This window comes from Embleya sp. NPDC025285 (assembly GCF_055558835.1).
On record NZ_JBVHLU010000010.1, the window covers coordinates 73,547 to 89,760 of the forward strand.

Here is a 16,214-nt window from a genome sequence, read left to right on the forward strand (position 1 = left end):
AGTGCCATATAGCCAAATCACTCAAATTGCACACAGTGGCAAGTGTCATACTGTGCATAGGCGAACGAGAGGACCACCCAACGTGCGGGAGACGGCCGGCACCGCGACGGGCTTGCGGGAGCGTAAGAAGGAACGCACGCGCGAGGCGTTGGTGGACGCCGCGCTGGGGTTGTTCCTGCGCAAGGGGTACGACGCCACCACGATCGACGAGATCGTGGCCGCCGTGGAGGTGTCCCGGCGCACCTTCTTCCGCTACTTCGCGGGCAAGGAGGAGGTGGCGCTGGCCCGGGCGATCGAGTTCGAGGGACTGTTCCTGGAGGCGCTCACCGCCCGCCCGGCGGAAGAGGCGCCGCTGACCGCGCTGCGGCGCGCGGGCGCCGAGGTGTTCGCCCGGGTCGCCGAGGAGGAACAGGAGGGCGCGGGGCAGGAGTTCCTGCGGCTGCGCCGGATGATCGAGGCCACCCCCGTACTGCTGGCCGCGTCGCTGCGCAACGCGATGGAGCTGGAGCGGCGGATGGCCCGGGAGATCGCCCGGCGCGAGGGACTGGAGCCGGAACGGGACCGGCGTCCGGCGCTGTTGGTGACCCTGTACCACTCGGTGATGCGGGTGGCGATGGACGAGTGGACCGAGGGTGAGGTGCTGGACGTCGCGCGCCTGGCCCGCGTCATCGACGAGGCCTGGGACGACATGGGCACGCTGCTGACCGGCCGCTGGACGGCGGGCGAGATCCCGCGCGCGTGAGCTGCGCGGCGACCCGACGCGACCGGCGAGTGACGAGCGCCGACATACCGACGGGGCGGACCGGTGATCCGGTCCGCCCCGTCGGCGTATACGGCGCGCGAGGCCGCGCGCGGGCCTGCCGCCCGCGCACCTACCGCACGCGCTTGACCAGCAGCGCCAACAGCGCCCCGAGCAGGGATATCGCGGCGGCGAACGCGAACAGGCCCTCGTAGCCGAAGTCCAGGTCGTCGACCAGGAACGGGGCCAGGAACGGCGCGGCGATCTGCGGCCCGGCGTTGGCGATGTTGATCAGGCCCATGTCCTTGCCGACGTCCTGCGGACGCGGGAGCACCTGGGTGATCAGCGCCATGTCGACGGCCATGTACATGCCGAAGAACAAGCCGTTGGCGACCTGGAAGGCGATCATGCCGTCCTCGGTGGCCCACATCAGCGGGATCATCAGGGAGAGCGCGGCACCGACACCCGAGCCGATCACGAACGGCTTGACCCGCCCGACGCGGTCCACGATCGGGCCGATCACGACGGCCGCGACGATGGTCACCACGGCGTTGATCACGGTGAGGGTGCCCAGTTTGGACAGCACCTCGGCCTGCGGAATCTTGATGTACATCAACAGGATGAAGAAGTTGAACTGCAGGACGACCATGTAGCCGAGCATCACGCCCAGGCGCGAGACCAGGGCGATGAAGAAGTCGGCGTGCTCGCGCGGCGAGACCCAGAAGCCCTTGACGAACGAGACGAACTCGAACTTCTCCCGCGGCATGTCCTTGGAGGACTTGTCCGGGCTGACGATCACGAAGATCAGCGCGGCGGCCACGAGCACGGCGGCGATCAGGTAGAAGCCCTTGGCCCCACCGTCCGCCGGATCGGCGAACCTGCCGTCGAAGCCGCCGATCTGGGCGTCGATCCCGATCATGCTCAGGTCGACGCCGGCCAGCAGCAGCGAGGCCACGATCGTGCCGACGGGGATGCCCAGGCCGATCATCGCGGAGAACCGGCCGTACTTGCCCGCGGGCACCCGGTCGGGCATGACCGCGGTCACCGCGGCCTGGTACCCGTTCATGATGAACTGGATGACGCCCCAGGTCAGGCCGACGACCGCGATCGAGTTCGCGTTGGCCTGGAAGCACAGGGCGGCCGCGCCGACGAGCGCGCAGAACAGGATGAACGGCGACCGGCGGCCGAAGCGCGAGCGGGTGATGTCGGACAGCTTGCCGAACAGCGGGTTGCCGACCGTGGCGAACAGCGCGCCCCAGAAGATCGGCCACTTGAGCGCTTCCTGATCGGGAACGCCCTTGATGTGGATGACCTGGGTCGGGAGCAGGTAGACCCCCACACCCAGCCACAACATGTACAGCGCGATGTTGGCGATGGGCAGCGTCGCGTAGAGCGGCCCGATCTTGTACCCGGTGTGCCCGGCACCGGGGGTGGGCTCCGGCGCAGGGGACGACGAGTCGGGTGCCTCTGTGGTGGTCGAACTCATGTGGACCGTCCGATGGAGGGGACTCGAAACCCTCCCTGCACGGAGGTCTCGAATCTGCTGACGAGGTGTTGGGTTGGGAGCCTAGGTGACACGAATAAGCAGGGGAATGGATCCACAACGTGAAATCAGTCCGACTAGATAACGATTTGATTGTTCAAGGCTTGAACAGAGCGCAATCCGCAGCGAATCGTCACTGCGAGTGATCTTGTAACGACCGACATGTGTCGGTAGCGCATTCGAGCGATTACGGCCAAGGTTGTCCCCGCTAACCAAGCGGTAACGGATCGCGACCCTGTGATCCGGTGGACATCGGTTGCGCGCGGGCCGGCCCCGCGTGCGGGTGCGGTAGGGGGTGTCGTCGAGATGACGAGCACGAAATCGGTCACTTGCCGCCCGGGGGGTCACGGATGAGCGCGCCGGAGGCGGGGGCGAAGCCGCCCACCAGTTCCGACGTGGCCCGGCTCGCCGGCGTATCCAGATCCACCGTGAGTTACGTGCTCAACTCGCCGCCCGGGGTCCGGGTCAGCGCGCAGACCCGGGAGCGGGTCATGCTCGCGGTGCGCGAACTGGGCTACGCGCCCAGCGCGCCCGCTCGATCGTTGCGCTCGGGCAACAGCGACGTCGTGCTCTTCCCGCTGCCGCTGCAGCCGATGGGCCAACTCCTCGAGGCGTTCATCGACGAGCTGACCGAGGCGCTCAACCGGCACGAGCTGAGCCTGCTCATCCACGCCGACCGCACCTCGCGCGGGGCCGACGCGGCCCGGCAGTGGGCCGCGCTGCGCCCGCTCGCGGTGATGGCCGAGTCCAACCGGCTCACCGGCGGCGCGGTGGACGTGCTCAAGCGGGCCGGGGTCCGGGCGATCTTCGCGTGGGGCCGCGAGGAGCACCCCGACGTGCCGACCGCGATCTTCGACAACCGGGACACCGGCCGGGTCGCGGTGCGCCACCTCATCGATCGGGGCCACCGCCGGCTGGCCTGCCTGGTCCCGTCCGGGCCGCTCGCCTTCCTGGGCGAGGAGCGCTGGGCGGGCGCGCAGGCCGCGGCCGAGGAGGAAGGGGTCTCGCTGCGCCGGGTGGACGTGGGCTACGTCCGCGAGGACGTGCTGGCCATCGTGCGGCAGTGGCAGCGCGAGAGCGAGCCGCCGACCGCGGTGTTCGCGGGCAACGACGACTTCGCCCTGATGATCATCTCCGCGCTGCGCGAGTGCGGTTGGTCGGTGCCCGACGACATGGCCGTGGTCGGCGCGGACGACCTGCCGTTCTGCGACCTGGTCTGGCCGAGGTTGACCAGCGTCTCGATGCACACCCGAACGATGGGCTCCGGCGCCTCGGACGCGATCACCACATTGATCCGAGGCCGTGACTACCGCCCGGGTGGTCGCATGGTCGTGCACCCGCGCGTGATGGTCCGCGAATCCGGCTGAGGCCGGCGATCGTACAAAAGGTGAAGGGTCCCGAAGCCGATCGGCTTCGGGACCCTTCGACGTTTCCGCCTGCCTCCGTAACGCTCCGTCTAGCGGATTGTCACGCGTTGTTCTGGCTGTCGACGGCCCGACGGGCCTCCGGGTTGAGCACGCCCCACCCGATGAGCTGCTCGGTCAGCACGCTCGGCGACTGGTCGTAGATCACGGCCAGCGTGCGCAGGTCGTCCTGACGGATCGACAGCACCTTGCCGTTGTAGTCGCCGCGCTGGCTCTGGATGGTGGCCGCGTAGCGCTGCAGCGGACCGGCCTGGTCGGACGGCACGGTCTGCAGCCGCTCCAGGTCCAGAACCAGCCGCGGCGGCGGCTCGGCCGCGCCGTTGGGGGTGCCGCCGGGCAGCAGCTCCTGGACCGGAACGCCGTAGAAGTCGGCGAGCTCGGCCAGGCGCTGCACGGTTACCGCACGGTCGCCGCGTTCGTACGAACCGACGACGACGGCCTTCCAGCGGCCCTGGGACTTCTCCTCGACACCGTGCAGGGACAGGCCCTGCTGGGTCCGGATCGCGCGGAGCTTCGCCCCGAGCTGCTTGGCGTAGTCGCTGGACATCTCGCTCCCAAAACAGGTGACTGACCGTGAAGGTCCACCGGTGGTTGGCCGAACCGATGGGGTGGCTACCTCCGGGCCGGCTTTCTGTACCTCGAACTCTCCCCGAAGCTGCGAGGTTCGGCACGTCGCGACTGTCGCGTTTGGCCCGGTGGTGACTCATTGTGAGGTTACGCAGAGTAATTTGCGTCCGTCAAGCCGAACGGGCTACAAAGCCGGATTCGCGCAGGTGAGAGGCCCCCTTACGCGGCTTTCGCCCCGGCTCGATCGAACGGTCCGGGCGGCCGAAAGACTGATGATGTTGGCTGATACTGTGAGGGACGTACCCCGACGTCCTTTAAAGCCCGTCCTGTGAGACGGGGAAGGAGGTCTGTTTTCCATGACAGCACCTGGCAACACCCCCGGCGGCACGTCGGCCGCCCGTCCCAAGGACCTCGACCCGGCCACCGCCCGCGCGGTCCTGGACACCTCCGATATCAACCGGGCGCTGACCCGGATCGCGCACGAGATCGTCGAACGCGCCAAGGGCGCCGACGACGTCGTGCTCCTGGGCATCCCGACCCGAGGCGTGGCACTGGCCCGCCGGCTCGGCGAGCGACTCGCCTCGATCGAGGACGGCGCGAAGGTCCCGGTCGGCGCGCTGGACATCACCATGTACCGCGACGACCTCCGGCTCGGCCCGGCCCGCGCCCTGGAGCGCACCGAGATCCCGGCCGAGGGCATCGACGGCAAGCTCGTCGTGCTGGTCGACGACGTGCTCTTCTCCGGCCGCACCATCCGCGCCGCCCTGGACGCGCTGAACGACATCGGTCGCCCGCGCGCGGTGCAACTGGCCGTCCTGGTCGACCGCGGCCACCGTGAACTCCCGATCCGCGCCGACTACGTGGGCAAGAACCTGCCCACGTCGCTGCGCGAGACCGTCAAGGTCCACCTCGCCGAGTACGACGGCCGCGACGCGGTCCTGCTCGGCACCCGCGCGGCCGACCCCGCCGCGGCCCCCACCGACGCGGAGAAGTAGCCAGTGAAGCGCCACCTGATCTCGGCCGCGGACCTCACCCGTGACGACGCCATCCTGATCCTCGACACCGCCGAAGAACTCGCACACATCGCCGAGCGGCCGATCAAGAAGCTGCCGACGCTGCGCGGCCGCACCGTGGTCAACCTGTTCTTCGAGGACTCCACCCGCACCCGCATCTCGTTCGAGGCCGCCGCCAAGCGGCTGTCCGCAGACGTGATCAACTTCTCCGCCAAGGGCTCCTCGGTCTCCAAGGGCGAATCGCTCAAGGACACCGCGCTCACCCTGCAGGCGATGGGCGCCGACGCGGTGGTCATCCGGCACCACGCCTCCGGCGCGCCGCACCGCCTGGCCGGCTCCGGCTGGCTGCGCGGCTCGGTGGTCAACGCCGGCGACGGCACCCACGAGCACCCCACCCAGGCACTGCTCGACGCGTTCACCATGCGGCGCAGGCTGGCCGGCGGGCGCGGCGATCTGGAAGGCCGCCGAATCACCCTTGTGGGTGACGTCCTGCACAGCCGGGTGGCCCGCTCCAACGTGCTCCTGCTGGCCACCCTGGGCGCCGAGGTCACCCTGGTCGCGCCGCCCACGCTGCTCCCGATCGGCGTGGAGAGCTGGCCCTGCACGGTCTCCTACGACCTGGACGCGCCACTGCCCAAGAGCGACGCGGTGATGATGCTGCGCGTGCAGCGCGAGCGGATGAACGCCGCGTTCTTCCCCACCGAGCGCGAATACTCGCGCCGCTACGGCCTGGACCTGCGCCGGATGGCGATGCTCCCCGAGCACGCCATCGTGATGCACCCCGGCCCGATGAACCGCGGTATGGAGATCGCCGCCGAGGTCGCCGACTCGACCCGCTCGACCATCGTCGAGCAGGTCACCAACGGCGTCAGCGTGCGGATGGCGGTCCTGTACCTGCTCCTGGGCGGCAACGAACCGGCCCTGAGCACCCCCAGCGCCCCGAGCGCCTCGAACACCAGCACCGGCACCGGCACCGAGGAGAACACCCAGTGAGCACGTACCTGATCAAGGACGCCAAGGTCCTCGGGGGCGACGCGTCGGACGTGCTCATCCGCGACGGCGTGATCGCCGAGATCGGCACCGGCCTGCGCGCCGACGGCGCCGTCGTGATCGAGGCCGCAGGGCAGATCCTGCTGCCGGGCCTGGTCGACCTGCACACCCACCTGCGCGAGCCCGGCCGCGAGGACGCCGAGACGGTCGCCACCGGCGCGAACGCGGCGGCGCTGGGCGGCTTCACCGCCGTGCACGCGATGGCCAACACCGACCCGGTCGCGGACACCGCCGGCACCGTCGAGCAGGTCTGGCGGCTCGGCCAGGAGACCGGTCGTTGCGACGTGCACCCGGTCGGCGCGGTCACCGTGGGCCTGGCCGGCCAGCGGCTCGCCGAGTTGGGCGCGATGGCCGACTCGGCCGCGCGCGTGCGGGTGTTCTCCGACGACGGCAAGTGCGTGGACGACGCGGTGATCATGCGCCGCGCGCTGGAGTACGTGAAGGCCTTCGACGGCGTGGTCGCCCAGCACGCGCAGGAGCCCCGGCTGACCGAGGGCGCGCAGATGAACGAGGGCACCGTCTCCGGCGAACTGGGCCTGCGCGGCTGGCCCGCGGTCGCCGAGGAGTCGATCATCGCCCGCGACGTGCTGCTCACCGCGCACGTCGGCTCGCGGCTGCACGTGTGCCACGTCTCCACGGCGGGCTCGGTGGAGATCCTGCGCTGGGCCAAGTCCAAGGGCTGGAACGTCACCGCCGAGGTCACCCCGCACCACCTCCTGCTCACCGACGAACTCGTGCGCAGCTACGACCCGGTCTACAAGGTCAACCCGCCGCTGCGCACCGCCGCCGACGTCACCGCGCTGCGCGAGGCGCTCGCCGACGGCACCATCGACGCCGTCGCCACCGACCACGCCCCGCACCCCAGCGAGGACAAGGACTGCGAGTGGGCGGTCGCCGCGATGGGCATGCTCGGCCTGGAGACGGCCCTGTCGATCGTGCAGGAGACCATGGTCGACACCGGCCTGCTCGACTGGGCCGGCGTCGCCGACCGCATGTCGGTGCGCCCCGCCGCGATCGGCCGACTCGACGGGCACGGTCGCCCGGTCGAGGTCGGCGAGCCCGCCAACCTGGTGCTGGTCGACCCGACCCCACGGCGTACGGTCGAACCGTCCGAACTCGCCTCGCGCAGCCGTAACACCCCCTACGCCGGCTTGGAACTGCCCGGCAAGGTGGTCGCCACGTTCCTGCGCGGCGTACCCACGGTGATCGACGGGAAGCTCGCGTGACCTCAGGCACGGCGCACCACGACCTGCTGCTGCTCGCCACCGAACAGAAGTCGGCGGAGGTGACGAACTGGGGCGGTCGCATCCTCTGGATCGGCATCTGCCTCGCCTTCGTGCTCGGCGTCTACCTGCTGATGTGGCGCGCCTGGAAGAAGCGCGGCAAGCGGCAGGAGGGGCTGCCCGCGCTGCCCACCGCGTCCGAGGCCGGTGCCGCGCCGCTGCTGCCGCCGCTGGTCGGCCGCTACTTCGGCAGCACCACCGCCGGCGACTGGCTCGACCGCGTGGTCGCGCACGGCCTGGGCACCCGCAGCCCGGTCGAGCTGACCCTGCGCGCGGACGGCCTGGTGGTCGAGCGGCCCGCCGCGACCGACTTCTTCGTGCCCGCCGCGGCGCTGACCGGCGTGCGACACGAGAAGGGCATCGCCGGGAAGGTGCTGCCCGAGGGCGGCCTGCTGGTGATCACCTGGACGCACGGCGACACCTCGCTCGACTCCGGCTTCCGCGGCGATCACCCGGACGACCACGACGCGTGGATCGAGACCATCACCCGGCTGATCGCCGGGGAACTGCCGGCGACCGCCGGCACCGCTACACAGAACCACCAGGAAGGATCGGTCACGTGACCGCAATGACCGGACGGGCCACGACGCCTGCGGTGCTCGTCCTCGAGGACGGGCGCACGTTCCGCGGCAGCGCCTACGGCGCGGTGGGGGAGACGTTCGGCGAGGCGGTGTTCTCCACCGGCATGTCGGGCTACCAGGAGACCCTGACCGACCCCTCGTACCACCGCCAGGTCGTCGTGATGACGGCCCCGCACGTCGGCAACACCGGCGTCAACGACGAGGACCCCGAGTCGTCCCGGATCTGGGTCTCCGGCTACGTCGTCCGCGACCCCGCCCGGGTGCCCTCCAACCACCGTTCGAGGCGTTCGCTCGACGACGAACTCGTGCGCTACGGCGTGGTCGGCATCAGCGGCATCGACACCCGCGCGCTGACCCGCCACCTGCGCGAGCGCGGCGCGATGCGGGTCGGCATCTTCTCCGGCGACGCCGCCCGCGCGGACGAGGCCGCGCTGCTGGAGCGGGTGCGCACCAGCCCCGAGATGGCCGGCGCCGACCTCGCCGAGCAGGTCAGCACCGACGCCGCCTACGTGGTGCCCGCGATCGGCACCAAGCGCTTCACCGTCGCGGCGCTGGACCTGGGCATCAAGGGCATGACCCCGCACCGGATGGCCGAGCGCGGCATCGAGGTGCACGTGCTGCCCGCCACGGCCACGCTGGAGGAGGTCAACTCCATCGCCCCCGACGGCGTGTTCTTCTCCAACGGCCCCGGCGACCCGGCCACCGCGACCCACCAGATCGAGCTGCTGCGCGCCGTGCTGGCCCAGGGCACCCCGTTCTTCGGGATCTGCTTCGGCAACCAGCTGCTCGGGCGCGCGCTGGGCTTCGGCACCTACAAGCTCAAGTACGGCCACCGCGGCATCAACCAGCCCGTGCAGGACCGCACGACCGGCAAGGTCGAGGTGACCGCGCACAACCACGGCTTCGCCGTGGACGCGCCGCTGGACACCGTCTCGGATACCCCCTACGGGCGGGCCGAGGTCAGCCACGTGTGCCTCAACGACGACGTCGTCGAGGGCCTGCGCCTGCTGGACCGACCCGCGTTCAGCGTGCAGTACCACCCGGAGGCGGCGGCCGGACCGCACGACTCCGCCTACCTGTTCGACCGTTTCGTGACGCTGATGGAGACCAAGAGTGCCTAAGCGCAGCGACCTGAAGTCCGTCCTGGTCGTCGGCTCGGGCCCGATCGTCATCGGCCAGGCCGCGGAGTTCGACTACTCCGGCACCCAGGCGTGCCGGATCCTCAAGGCCGAGGGCCTGCGGGTGATCCTGGTCAACTCCAACCCGGCCACGATCATGACCGACCCGGAGATCGCCGACGCCACCTACGTCGAGCCGATCACCCCCGAGTTCGTCGAGAAGATCATCGCCAAGGAGCGCCCCGACGCGCTCCTGCCCACCCTGGGCGGGCAGACCGCACTCAACATCGCGGTCTCGCTCAGCGAGAACGGCGTGCTGGAGAAGTACAACGTCGAGCTGATCGGCGCCAACCTCGACTCGATCCAAAAGGGCGAGGACCGCGACCTGTTCAAGGGCGTGGTCGAGCGGGTGCGGGAGAAGATCGGGCACGGCGAGTCGGCCCGCTCGGTGATCTGCCACTCGATGGACGACGTGCTCGCCGGCGTCGACACGCTCGGCGGCTACCCGGTCGTGGTCCGCCCGTCCTTCACCATGGGCGGCGCCGGCTCCGGCTTCGCGCACGACGAGGAGGACCTGCGCCGGATCGCCGGCCAGGGCCTGACCCTGTCGCCGACCACCGAGGTGCTCCTGGAGGAGTCCATCCTCGGCTGGAAGGAGTACGAGCTCGAGCTGATGCGCGACAAGCACGACAACGTCGTGGTCGTCTGCTCGATCGAGAACTTCGACCCGATGGGCGTGCACACCGGCGACTCGATCACCGTGGCGCCCGCGATGACGCTGACCGACCGCGAGTACCAGACGCTGCGCGACATCGGCATCGCGGTGATCCGCGAGGTCGGCGTCGACACCGGCGGCTGCAATATCCAGTTCGCGATCAACCCCGAGGACGGCCGGGTGATCGTGATCGAGATGAACCCGCGCGTCTCGCGCTCCTCGGCCCTTGCCTCCAAGGCGACCGGCTTCCCGATCGCCAAGATCGCCGCGCGGCTCGCGATCGGCTACACGCTCGACGAGATCCCCAACGACATCACCAAGGAGACCCCGGCCAGCTTCGAGCCCTCGCTCGACTACGTCGTGGTCAAGGTCCCGCGCTTCGCCTTCGAGAAGTTCCCGGCCGCCGACGACCGCCTCACCACCACGATGAAGTCGGTCGGCGAAGCGATGGCGATCGGCCGCAACTTCACCGAGGCGCTGAACAAGGCGCTGCGCTCGCTGGAGAAGAAGGGCTCGCAGTTCGACTTCGTCTCCGAGGTCGGGGACAAGGCGGACCTGCTCGCCGCCGCCGAGAAGCCCACCGACGGCCGGATCAACGTGGTCATGGACGCCATCCGGGCCGGCGCCACACCCGAGGAACTGTTCGAGGCGACCCGGATCGACCCGTGGTTCCTGGACCAGATGTACCTGATCCACGAGATCGCCGGCGAGGTCCGCGACGCGGCCGAGCTGACCCCCGAGGTGCTGCGACTGGCCAAGCGGCACGGCCTCTCGGACGTGCAGATCGCGGCGATCCGGGGCATGCGCGAGGAGGTCGTGCGCGAGGTGCGCCAGGCGCTCGGCGTGCGTCCGGTGTACAAGACCGTGGACACCTGCGCCGCCGAGTTCGCCGCGCGCACCCCGTACCACTACTCGTCCTACGACGAGGAGAGCGAGGTCGCGCCGCGCACCAAGCCGGCCGTGATCATCCTGGGCTCCGGGCCGAACCGGATCGGGCAGGGCATCGAGTTCGACTACTCGTGCGTGCACGCCGCGTTCGCGCTGCACGACGCGGGCTACGAGACCGTGATGGTCAACTGCAACCCGGAGACCGTCTCCACCGACTACGACACCTCCGACCGGCTCTACTTCGAGCCGCTCACCCTGGAGGACGTGCTGGAGATCGTGTACGCCGAGACCCAGGCCGGACCCGTCGCCGGCGTCCTGGTCCAGCTCGGCGGACAGACCCCGCTCGGGCTGGCGCAAAAGCTCAAGGACGCGGGCGTGCCGATCGCGGGCACCTCGCCCGAGGCGATCCACCTCGCCGAGGAGCGCGGCGCCTTCGGCCGGGTGCTGGCCGAGGCCGGACTGCTCGCGCCCAAGCACGGCACCGCGTTCTCCTTCGGCGAGGCCAGCGCGATCGCCGCCGAGATCGGCTACCCCGTGCTGGTGCGGCCCTCCTACGTGCTCGGCGGGCGCGGCATGGAGATCGTCTACGACGAGCCCTCCCTGGCCACCTACCTGGAGCAGAACGCCGGCCTGGTCAGCGACCACCCGGTGCTCGTCGACCGCTTCCTCGACGACGCGATCGAGATCGACGTGGACGCGCTCTACGACGGCGAGGACCTCTACCTCGGCGGCGTGATGGAGCACATCGAGGAAGCCGGCATCCACTCCGGCGACTCGGCCTGCGCGCTGCCGCCGATCACGCTCGGCGCGCACGACATCAAGCGGCTGCGCGCGGCCACCCTGGGCATCGCGCGCGGCGTGGGGGTACGCGGACTGATCAACATCCAGTTCGCGCTCTCCGGCGACATCCTCTACGTCCTGGAGGCCAACCCGCGCGCGTCGCGGACCGTGCCGTTCGTGTCCAAGGCGACCGCGGTGCCGCTGGCCAAGGCCGCCGCGCGCGTCTCCCTCGGCGCCACGATCGCCGAACTGCGCGCCGAGGGCCTGCTCCCGGCCGAGGGCGACGGCGGCACGCTGCCGATGGACGCGCCGATCGCGGTCAAGGAGGCGGTCCTGCCCTGGAACCGCTTCCGCGACACCAAGGGCCGCGGCGTGGACACCGTGCTCAGCCCGGAGATGCGCTCCACCGGCGAGGTGATGGGCATCGACGCGGTGTTCGGCACCGCCTACGCCAAGTCCCAGGCCGGCGCGTACGGTTCGCTGCCGCTCAAGGGTCGCGCCTTCGTGTCCTTCGCCAACCGGGACAAGCGCTCGATGGTGTTCCCGGTCAAGGCCATGCACGACATGGGCTTCGAGATCCTGGCCACCGAGGGCACCGCCGAGGTGCTGCGCCGCAACGGCGTGCCCGCCACCGTGGTGCGCAAGCACAGCGAGGGCCCTGGCCCCAACGGCGAGCCGACCATCGTGCGGATGATCCACGACGGGGAGGTCGAGCTGATCGTCAACACCCCGTTCGGCACCGGCGGGCGACTCGACGGCTACGAGATCCGCACCGCGGCGGTCACCCGAGGCATCCCGAGCATCACCACGGTGCAGGGCTTCGCCGCGGCGGTCCAGGGCATCCAGTCGCTGATCGCCGGCGACATCGGGGTGCGCTCGCTCCAGGAGCACGCCGACCACATCACGTCCCACCGAAAGGGCTGACGACACCGATGGCACTTCCCCTGCAGGTGCAGGCGGAGATCGTCGGCCGCGAACCCGCGGGCGCGTACCACCGCCTGGTGTTGCGCGCCCCCGGGATCGCCGCCCGCGTCGAACCCGGCCACTTCGTCGCCGTGGCGATCGGCGGCGTCGACTCGGCGATGCTGCTGCGCCGCGCGTTCTCCATCCACCGGGCCGACCCGGGCGCGGAGACGATCGACGTGGTCTTCGCCGAGGCCGGGCGCGGCACCCGCGAGCTGGCCCGGCTGCGGGTGGGCGACAGCGTGAACGTGGTCGCGCCGCTGGGCACGCCGTTCCCGCTGCCGGCCGAGCCGGTCAGCGCGGTGATGGTGGCCGGCGGCTACGGCAGCGCGCCGATGTTCGCGCTCGCCGAGCGGATCGTGGCCGACGGCGGCTCGGTCGCCTTCGTGCTCGGCGCGGCGACCGGCGAGCGGCTGTACGGCGTGGACCAGGCGCGCGCGATCACCGAGGACGTCGTGGTCACCACCGACGACGGCTCCGAGGGTGTGCGCGGCTTCGTCACCGGCCCGCTGCCCGAGGTGCTCACCGCGGTGGCGGCGGACGTCGTGTACGCGTGCGGGCCGATGGGCATGCTGCGCGCGGTCACCGAGGTGGCGACCGCGCACGACGCGCGCGTGTTCACCGCGGTCGAGGAATCGATGGCGTGCGGCGTCGGGGTATGCATGACATGCGTGCTCCCGGTGGTCGGCGACGACGGCGTCAGCCGGTTCGTCCGCTCGTGTGTGGACGGGCCGTGCTTCGACGGCACCAAGGTGCGCTGGGACGACGCCGGCACGATCCCGGCGGACATCGAGGGCGCAGCGGCGATGGGAGCGCACTGATGACCGACGTGTACGGCGGTTACGCCGACAACGAGGGCGCGAGCGACTTCGACGAGCCGCCGCCGTCGACGATCATGCTGCCCGGTGGCGGGATCGACCTGGCCACCCGGCTCGGCTCGACGCTGTTGCCGAACCCGGTGACCACGGCCTCGGGCTGCGCCGGCTACGGCAAGGAATTGGCCAAGTTCTTCGAGCCGGCCGCGATCGGCGCGGTGGTCACCAAGACGATCATGCCGTACCCGCGTTCGGGCCGGGCCACCCCACGGATGGCCGAGACGCCGTCCGGGATGCTCAACTCGATCGGCCTGCAGGGCCCGGGCATCGACGCCTTCGTCGAGCGCGACCTGCCCTGGCTGGCGGCCCGCGGCGGGCGCACCATCGTGTCCATCGCCGGCGGCCACGTGGACGACTTCGTGGCGCTGGCCGAGCGGCTCAAGGGCGCGCCCGGCGTGGTCGGCATCGAGGCCAACATCTCGTGTCCGAACGTGGCCAATCGGGGCCAGGTGTTCGCGTGCAACCCGGCCACGTCCTACGACGTGATCCGCGCGGTGCGCGACGCGGCGGACCCGCTGGTGCCGGTGCTGGCCAAGCTGTCGCCGGACGTGACCTCGATCGTGGACATCGCCCGGGCGTGCGTGGAGGCGGGCGCGGACGGCCTGTCGATGATCAACACGCTGCTGGGCATGGTGATCGACACCGACACGATGAAGCCGGTCCTGGCCGGTGTCACCGGCGGGCTCTCCGGCCCGGCGGTACGACCGGTCGCGGTGCGCTGCGTGTACCAGGTGCACGCGGCGATGCTGGACGGGCAGATGGCGCAGGTGCCGATCGTCGGCATGGGCGGCATCCGCACCGGCCTGGACGCGCTGGAGTTCATCCTCGCGGGCGCGGCGGCGGTGTCGGTGGGCACGGTGATCTTCAACGATCCGTCGGCGCCGGTGCGGATCCTGGACGAACTGCGGGCGGCGCTGATCGCCCGCGGCTTCGGCTCGCTGGAGGCGGCGATCGGGTACGCGCATCGTTAGGGGCTTGTGGTGAGGGTGATGCCGGTACGGACGGGGTTCGTGCCGGCATCGCCATGTCCGGGCCCGGACCCGGACGAATATTCGATGTCGACGAGAGTGGGATTTCGATGAGCAACCTCGCACCCGTGGCGGTGGCCCTGGACGCGCCCGACCTCGACCGCGCGCTCGCGTGGGCGAAGGCCGTGGGCCCGCACGTGAGTACGGTCAAGGTCGGCCTGGAGGTGTTCCTGCGGGACGGCGCGGACGCGGTCCTGGGCGCGCGGGAGGCCAGCGGCGGGCGGGACGTGTTCCTGGACCTGAAGCTGCACGACATCCCGAACACCGTGGCGGGCGCGGTGCGTTCGGTCGCGCGGCTGGCGCCGACGTATCTGACCGTGCACGCGAGCGGCGGGACGGCGATGATCCGGGCCGCGGCCGACGCCGCGCCGGAGGTGAACATCGTCGCGGTGACCGTGCTGACCTCGATGGCCGAGGAGGACCTGACGGCGATCGGTCTGGCGGGCCCTTCGATCGAGGCGGCCCGACGGCTGGCCGGGCTCGCGGTCGCGGCCGGGGCGCGCGCGATCGTGTGTTCGCCGCGCGAGGTCGCGGCGGTGCGGGGCGAGGTGGGACCGGGCATCGTGCTGATCACCCCGGGGGTGCGGCCGGCGGGCGCGGCGCTCGGCGACCAGAGCCGGGTGGCCACGCCCGAGCAGGCGTTGGCCGACGGCGCGGACCTGCTGGTGATCGGGCGGCCGATCACGGGTGCGGCGGACGTCGGCGAGGCGGCGCGGGAGATCGGCGCGGCGCTGGCGGCGCGCTGATTGCGGCGGCGCGCGGGTGGGGCGGGCCCGGTCGCCGGCCCTTGCCCGGGCCGCGCGCCGGCTCGCGGATGCCGCTGTGGCGTGCGTGTGGCCCCGGACCGGGCGTCCGGTACCCGGGAGCGCCGGGAGTGCCGGACGCGGCCCAGGGGTGCTTCGAAGGCGCTCTCGGGCCGTTGCGGCGGGCTCGCGGCGTGGCCGCCGTACCGTGCGGATTGCTCCGGGCGGGAGCGATCGAGTCCGTGCCGCCGAGCCCGGCGCGGCCGGCGTCCGGGATCGGAGTGTGGTCGCCGTGCGCAAGAGCGCCGGGAGGGGGTGCGGAGGCGCCGGCGGGTCCGGCGACCGCCCCGCAGGCGTCCGACGCTCCGTCAGGTTCGGGTTTTGTCGCAGGTAGCCGGGCTTTTCCCATCGATTCGGGCGACGCGGACCGATTCGCCGACTAGGCTCCCTCGTGAGCCGGCCCGGTGGAGTGTCGCGCGTTGCCGCGAACGCTCTGACCAGCTAGGTTCCACTGTTTGTTGGTGGCCGTCCGAGCCGGGCGGCCTTGAGGATCGCAACGAAGTCCGAGGTGACACGGCGTGGCTCTCCCACCCCTGACCCCCGAAGAACGCGCGGATGCGCTCGCTAAAGCCGCTGCGGCTCGGCGGGAGCGCGCCGAGGTGAAGAACCGGCTCAAGAACTCCGGTGCTTCGCTCAGCGACGTCATCAAGGAGGGCAAGGACAATCCGGTCGTGGGCAAGATGAAGGTATCGGCCCTCCTGGAGTCCCTCCCCGGCGTCGGCAAGGTGCGCGCCAAGCAGCTCATGGAGAAGCTGAACATCTCCGAGACCCGGCGCGTCCGCGGTCTCGGCACGAATCAGATCGCAGCACTCGAACGGGAATTCGGTGGCTCCGCGTCCTGAAC

At 70.9% G+C, this 16,214-nt stretch carries 14 protein-coding genes; 12 read left to right on the forward strand and 2 right to left on the reverse strand.

The features are described from left to right. Positions 1 to 112: 112 nt before the first annotated feature. Entirely contained in the window at positions 113 to 742 is a 630-nt protein-coding gene (locus tag ACZ4FV_RS09065) for a TetR/AcrR family transcriptional regulator (protein WP_465322256.1), read from the forward strand. Positions 743 to 872: 130 nt separating this feature from the next. Here ACZ4FV_RS09065 and ACZ4FV_RS09070 read toward each other — a convergent pair whose 3' ends face one another. Then, on the reverse strand, positions 873 to 2,225 hold the full coding sequence (locus ACZ4FV_RS09070; RefSeq protein WP_395871881.1) for an MFS transporter: 1,353 nt from the start codon (positions 2,223 to 2,225) through the stop codon (positions 873 to 875). 407 nt (positions 2,226 to 2,632) lie between these two features. Here ACZ4FV_RS09070 and ACZ4FV_RS09075 point away from each other — a divergent pair, with 407 nt between their 5' ends. Beyond that, positions 2,633 to 3,649, forward strand: a complete 1,017-nt coding sequence (locus ACZ4FV_RS09075; protein ID WP_402236565.1) for a LacI family DNA-binding transcriptional regulator — start codon at positions 2,633 to 2,635, stop codon at positions 3,647 to 3,649. 100 nt (positions 3,650 to 3,749) lie between these two features. Here the strand turns inward: ACZ4FV_RS09075 and bldD are convergent, their stop codons facing one another. After that, positions 3,750 to 4,253 (reverse strand): transcriptional regulator BldD, encoded by a 504-nt coding sequence (bldD, locus tag ACZ4FV_RS09080; RefSeq protein ID WP_161356183.1) that lies wholly within the window; start codon positions 4,251 to 4,253, stop codon positions 3,750 to 3,752. 376 nt (positions 4,254 to 4,629) lie between these two features. Here bldD and pyrR point away from each other — a divergent pair, with 376 nt between their 5' ends. The 10 genes from pyrR (at position 4,630) to mihF (ending at position 16,212) form a co-directional block, all read left to right on the forward strand. Further along, complete coding sequence (gene pyrR / locus ACZ4FV_RS09085; protein WP_395871878.1) at positions 4,630 to 5,268, forward strand: bifunctional pyr operon transcriptional regulator/uracil phosphoribosyltransferase PyrR; 639 nt, start codon at positions 4,630 to 4,632, stop codon at positions 5,266 to 5,268. Between the two features lie 3 nt (positions 5,269 to 5,271). Beyond that, positions 5,272 to 6,279 (forward strand): aspartate carbamoyltransferase catalytic subunit, encoded by a 1,008-nt coding sequence (locus ACZ4FV_RS09090; RefSeq protein WP_395871876.1) that lies wholly within the window; start codon positions 5,272 to 5,274, stop codon positions 6,277 to 6,279. Continuing rightward, positions 6,276 to 7,562 (forward strand): dihydroorotase, encoded by a 1,287-nt coding sequence (locus ACZ4FV_RS09095; protein WP_395871874.1) that lies wholly within the window; start codon positions 6,276 to 6,278, stop codon positions 7,560 to 7,562. Before ACZ4FV_RS09090 ends, ACZ4FV_RS09095 begins: the two co-directional genes overlap by 4 nt. Then, positions 7,559 to 8,182 (forward strand): PH-like domain-containing protein, encoded by a 624-nt coding sequence (locus ACZ4FV_RS09100; protein WP_402236560.1) that lies wholly within the window; start codon positions 7,559 to 7,561, stop codon positions 8,180 to 8,182. The genes ACZ4FV_RS09095 and ACZ4FV_RS09100 overlap by 4 nt, the downstream gene beginning before the upstream one ends. A gap of 5 nt (positions 8,183 to 8,187) precedes the next feature. Then, positions 8,188 to 9,321 carry a glutamine-hydrolyzing carbamoyl-phosphate synthase small subunit gene (gene carA, locus ACZ4FV_RS09105; protein WP_395872089.1) on the forward strand — a complete coding sequence of 378 codons (1,134 nt, stop codon included), beginning with the start codon at positions 8,188 to 8,190 and terminating at the stop codon, positions 9,319 to 9,321. After that, positions 9,314 to 12,625, forward strand: a complete 3,312-nt coding sequence (gene carB, locus ACZ4FV_RS09110) for a carbamoyl-phosphate synthase large subunit (RefSeq protein WP_465322259.1) — start codon at positions 9,314 to 9,316, stop codon at positions 12,623 to 12,625. The genes carA and carB overlap by 8 nt, the downstream gene beginning before the upstream one ends. A gap of 8 nt (positions 12,626 to 12,633) precedes the next feature. Next, positions 12,634 to 13,485, forward strand: a complete 852-nt coding sequence (locus ACZ4FV_RS09115) for a dihydroorotate dehydrogenase electron transfer subunit (RefSeq protein WP_395871868.1) — start codon at positions 12,634 to 12,636, stop codon at positions 13,483 to 13,485. Then, positions 13,485 to 14,510: a dihydroorotate dehydrogenase gene (locus ACZ4FV_RS09120; protein WP_395871866.1), complete on the forward strand. Its 1,026-nt coding sequence runs from the start codon at positions 13,485 to 13,487 to the stop codon at positions 14,508 to 14,510. Before ACZ4FV_RS09115 ends, ACZ4FV_RS09120 begins: the two co-directional genes overlap by 1 nt. 107 nt (positions 14,511 to 14,617) lie before the next feature. After that, a complete protein-coding gene (gene pyrF, locus ACZ4FV_RS09125; protein ID WP_395871864.1) occupies positions 14,618 to 15,313 on the forward strand; it encodes an orotidine-5'-phosphate decarboxylase in 696 nt (231 codons plus the stop codon). Between the two features lie 575 nt (positions 15,314 to 15,888). Further along, positions 15,889 to 16,212 carry an integration host factor, actinobacterial type gene (gene mihF, locus ACZ4FV_RS09130; protein ID WP_026218483.1) on the forward strand — a complete coding sequence of 108 codons (324 nt, stop codon included), beginning with the start codon at positions 15,889 to 15,891 and terminating at the stop codon, positions 16,210 to 16,212. Positions 16,213 to 16,214 lie beyond the last annotated feature (2 nt).

Excerpts from the sequence above, each read along its gene's own strand:
- ACZ4FV_RS09070 (WP_395871881.1), bottom strand. The coding sequence starts at position 2,225 with ATGAGTTCGACCACCACAGAGGCACCCGACTCGTCGTCCCCTGCGCCG.
- ACZ4FV_RS09075 (WP_402236565.1), top strand. The coding sequence starts at position 2,633 with ATGAGCGCGCCGGAGGCGGGGGCGAAGCCGCCCACCAGTTCCGACGTG.
- bldD (WP_161356183.1), bottom strand. The coding sequence starts at position 4,253 with ATGTCCAGCGACTACGCCAAGCAGCTCGGGGCGAAGCTCCGCGCGATC.
- pyrR (WP_395871878.1), top strand. The coding sequence starts at position 4,630 with ATGACAGCACCTGGCAACACCCCCGGCGGCACGTCGGCCGCCCGTCCC.
- carA (WP_395872089.1), top strand. The coding sequence starts at position 8,188 with ATGACCGGACGGGCCACGACGCCTGCGGTGCTCGTCCTCGAGGACGGG.
- ACZ4FV_RS09115 (WP_395871868.1), top strand. The coding sequence starts at position 12,634 with ATGGCACTTCCCCTGCAGGTGCAGGCGGAGATCGTCGGCCGCGAACCC.
- ACZ4FV_RS09120 (WP_395871866.1), top strand. The coding sequence starts at position 13,485 with ATGACCGACGTGTACGGCGGTTACGCCGACAACGAGGGCGCGAGCGAC.
- pyrF (WP_395871864.1), top strand. The coding sequence starts at position 14,618 with ATGAGCAACCTCGCACCCGTGGCGGTGGCCCTGGACGCGCCCGACCTC.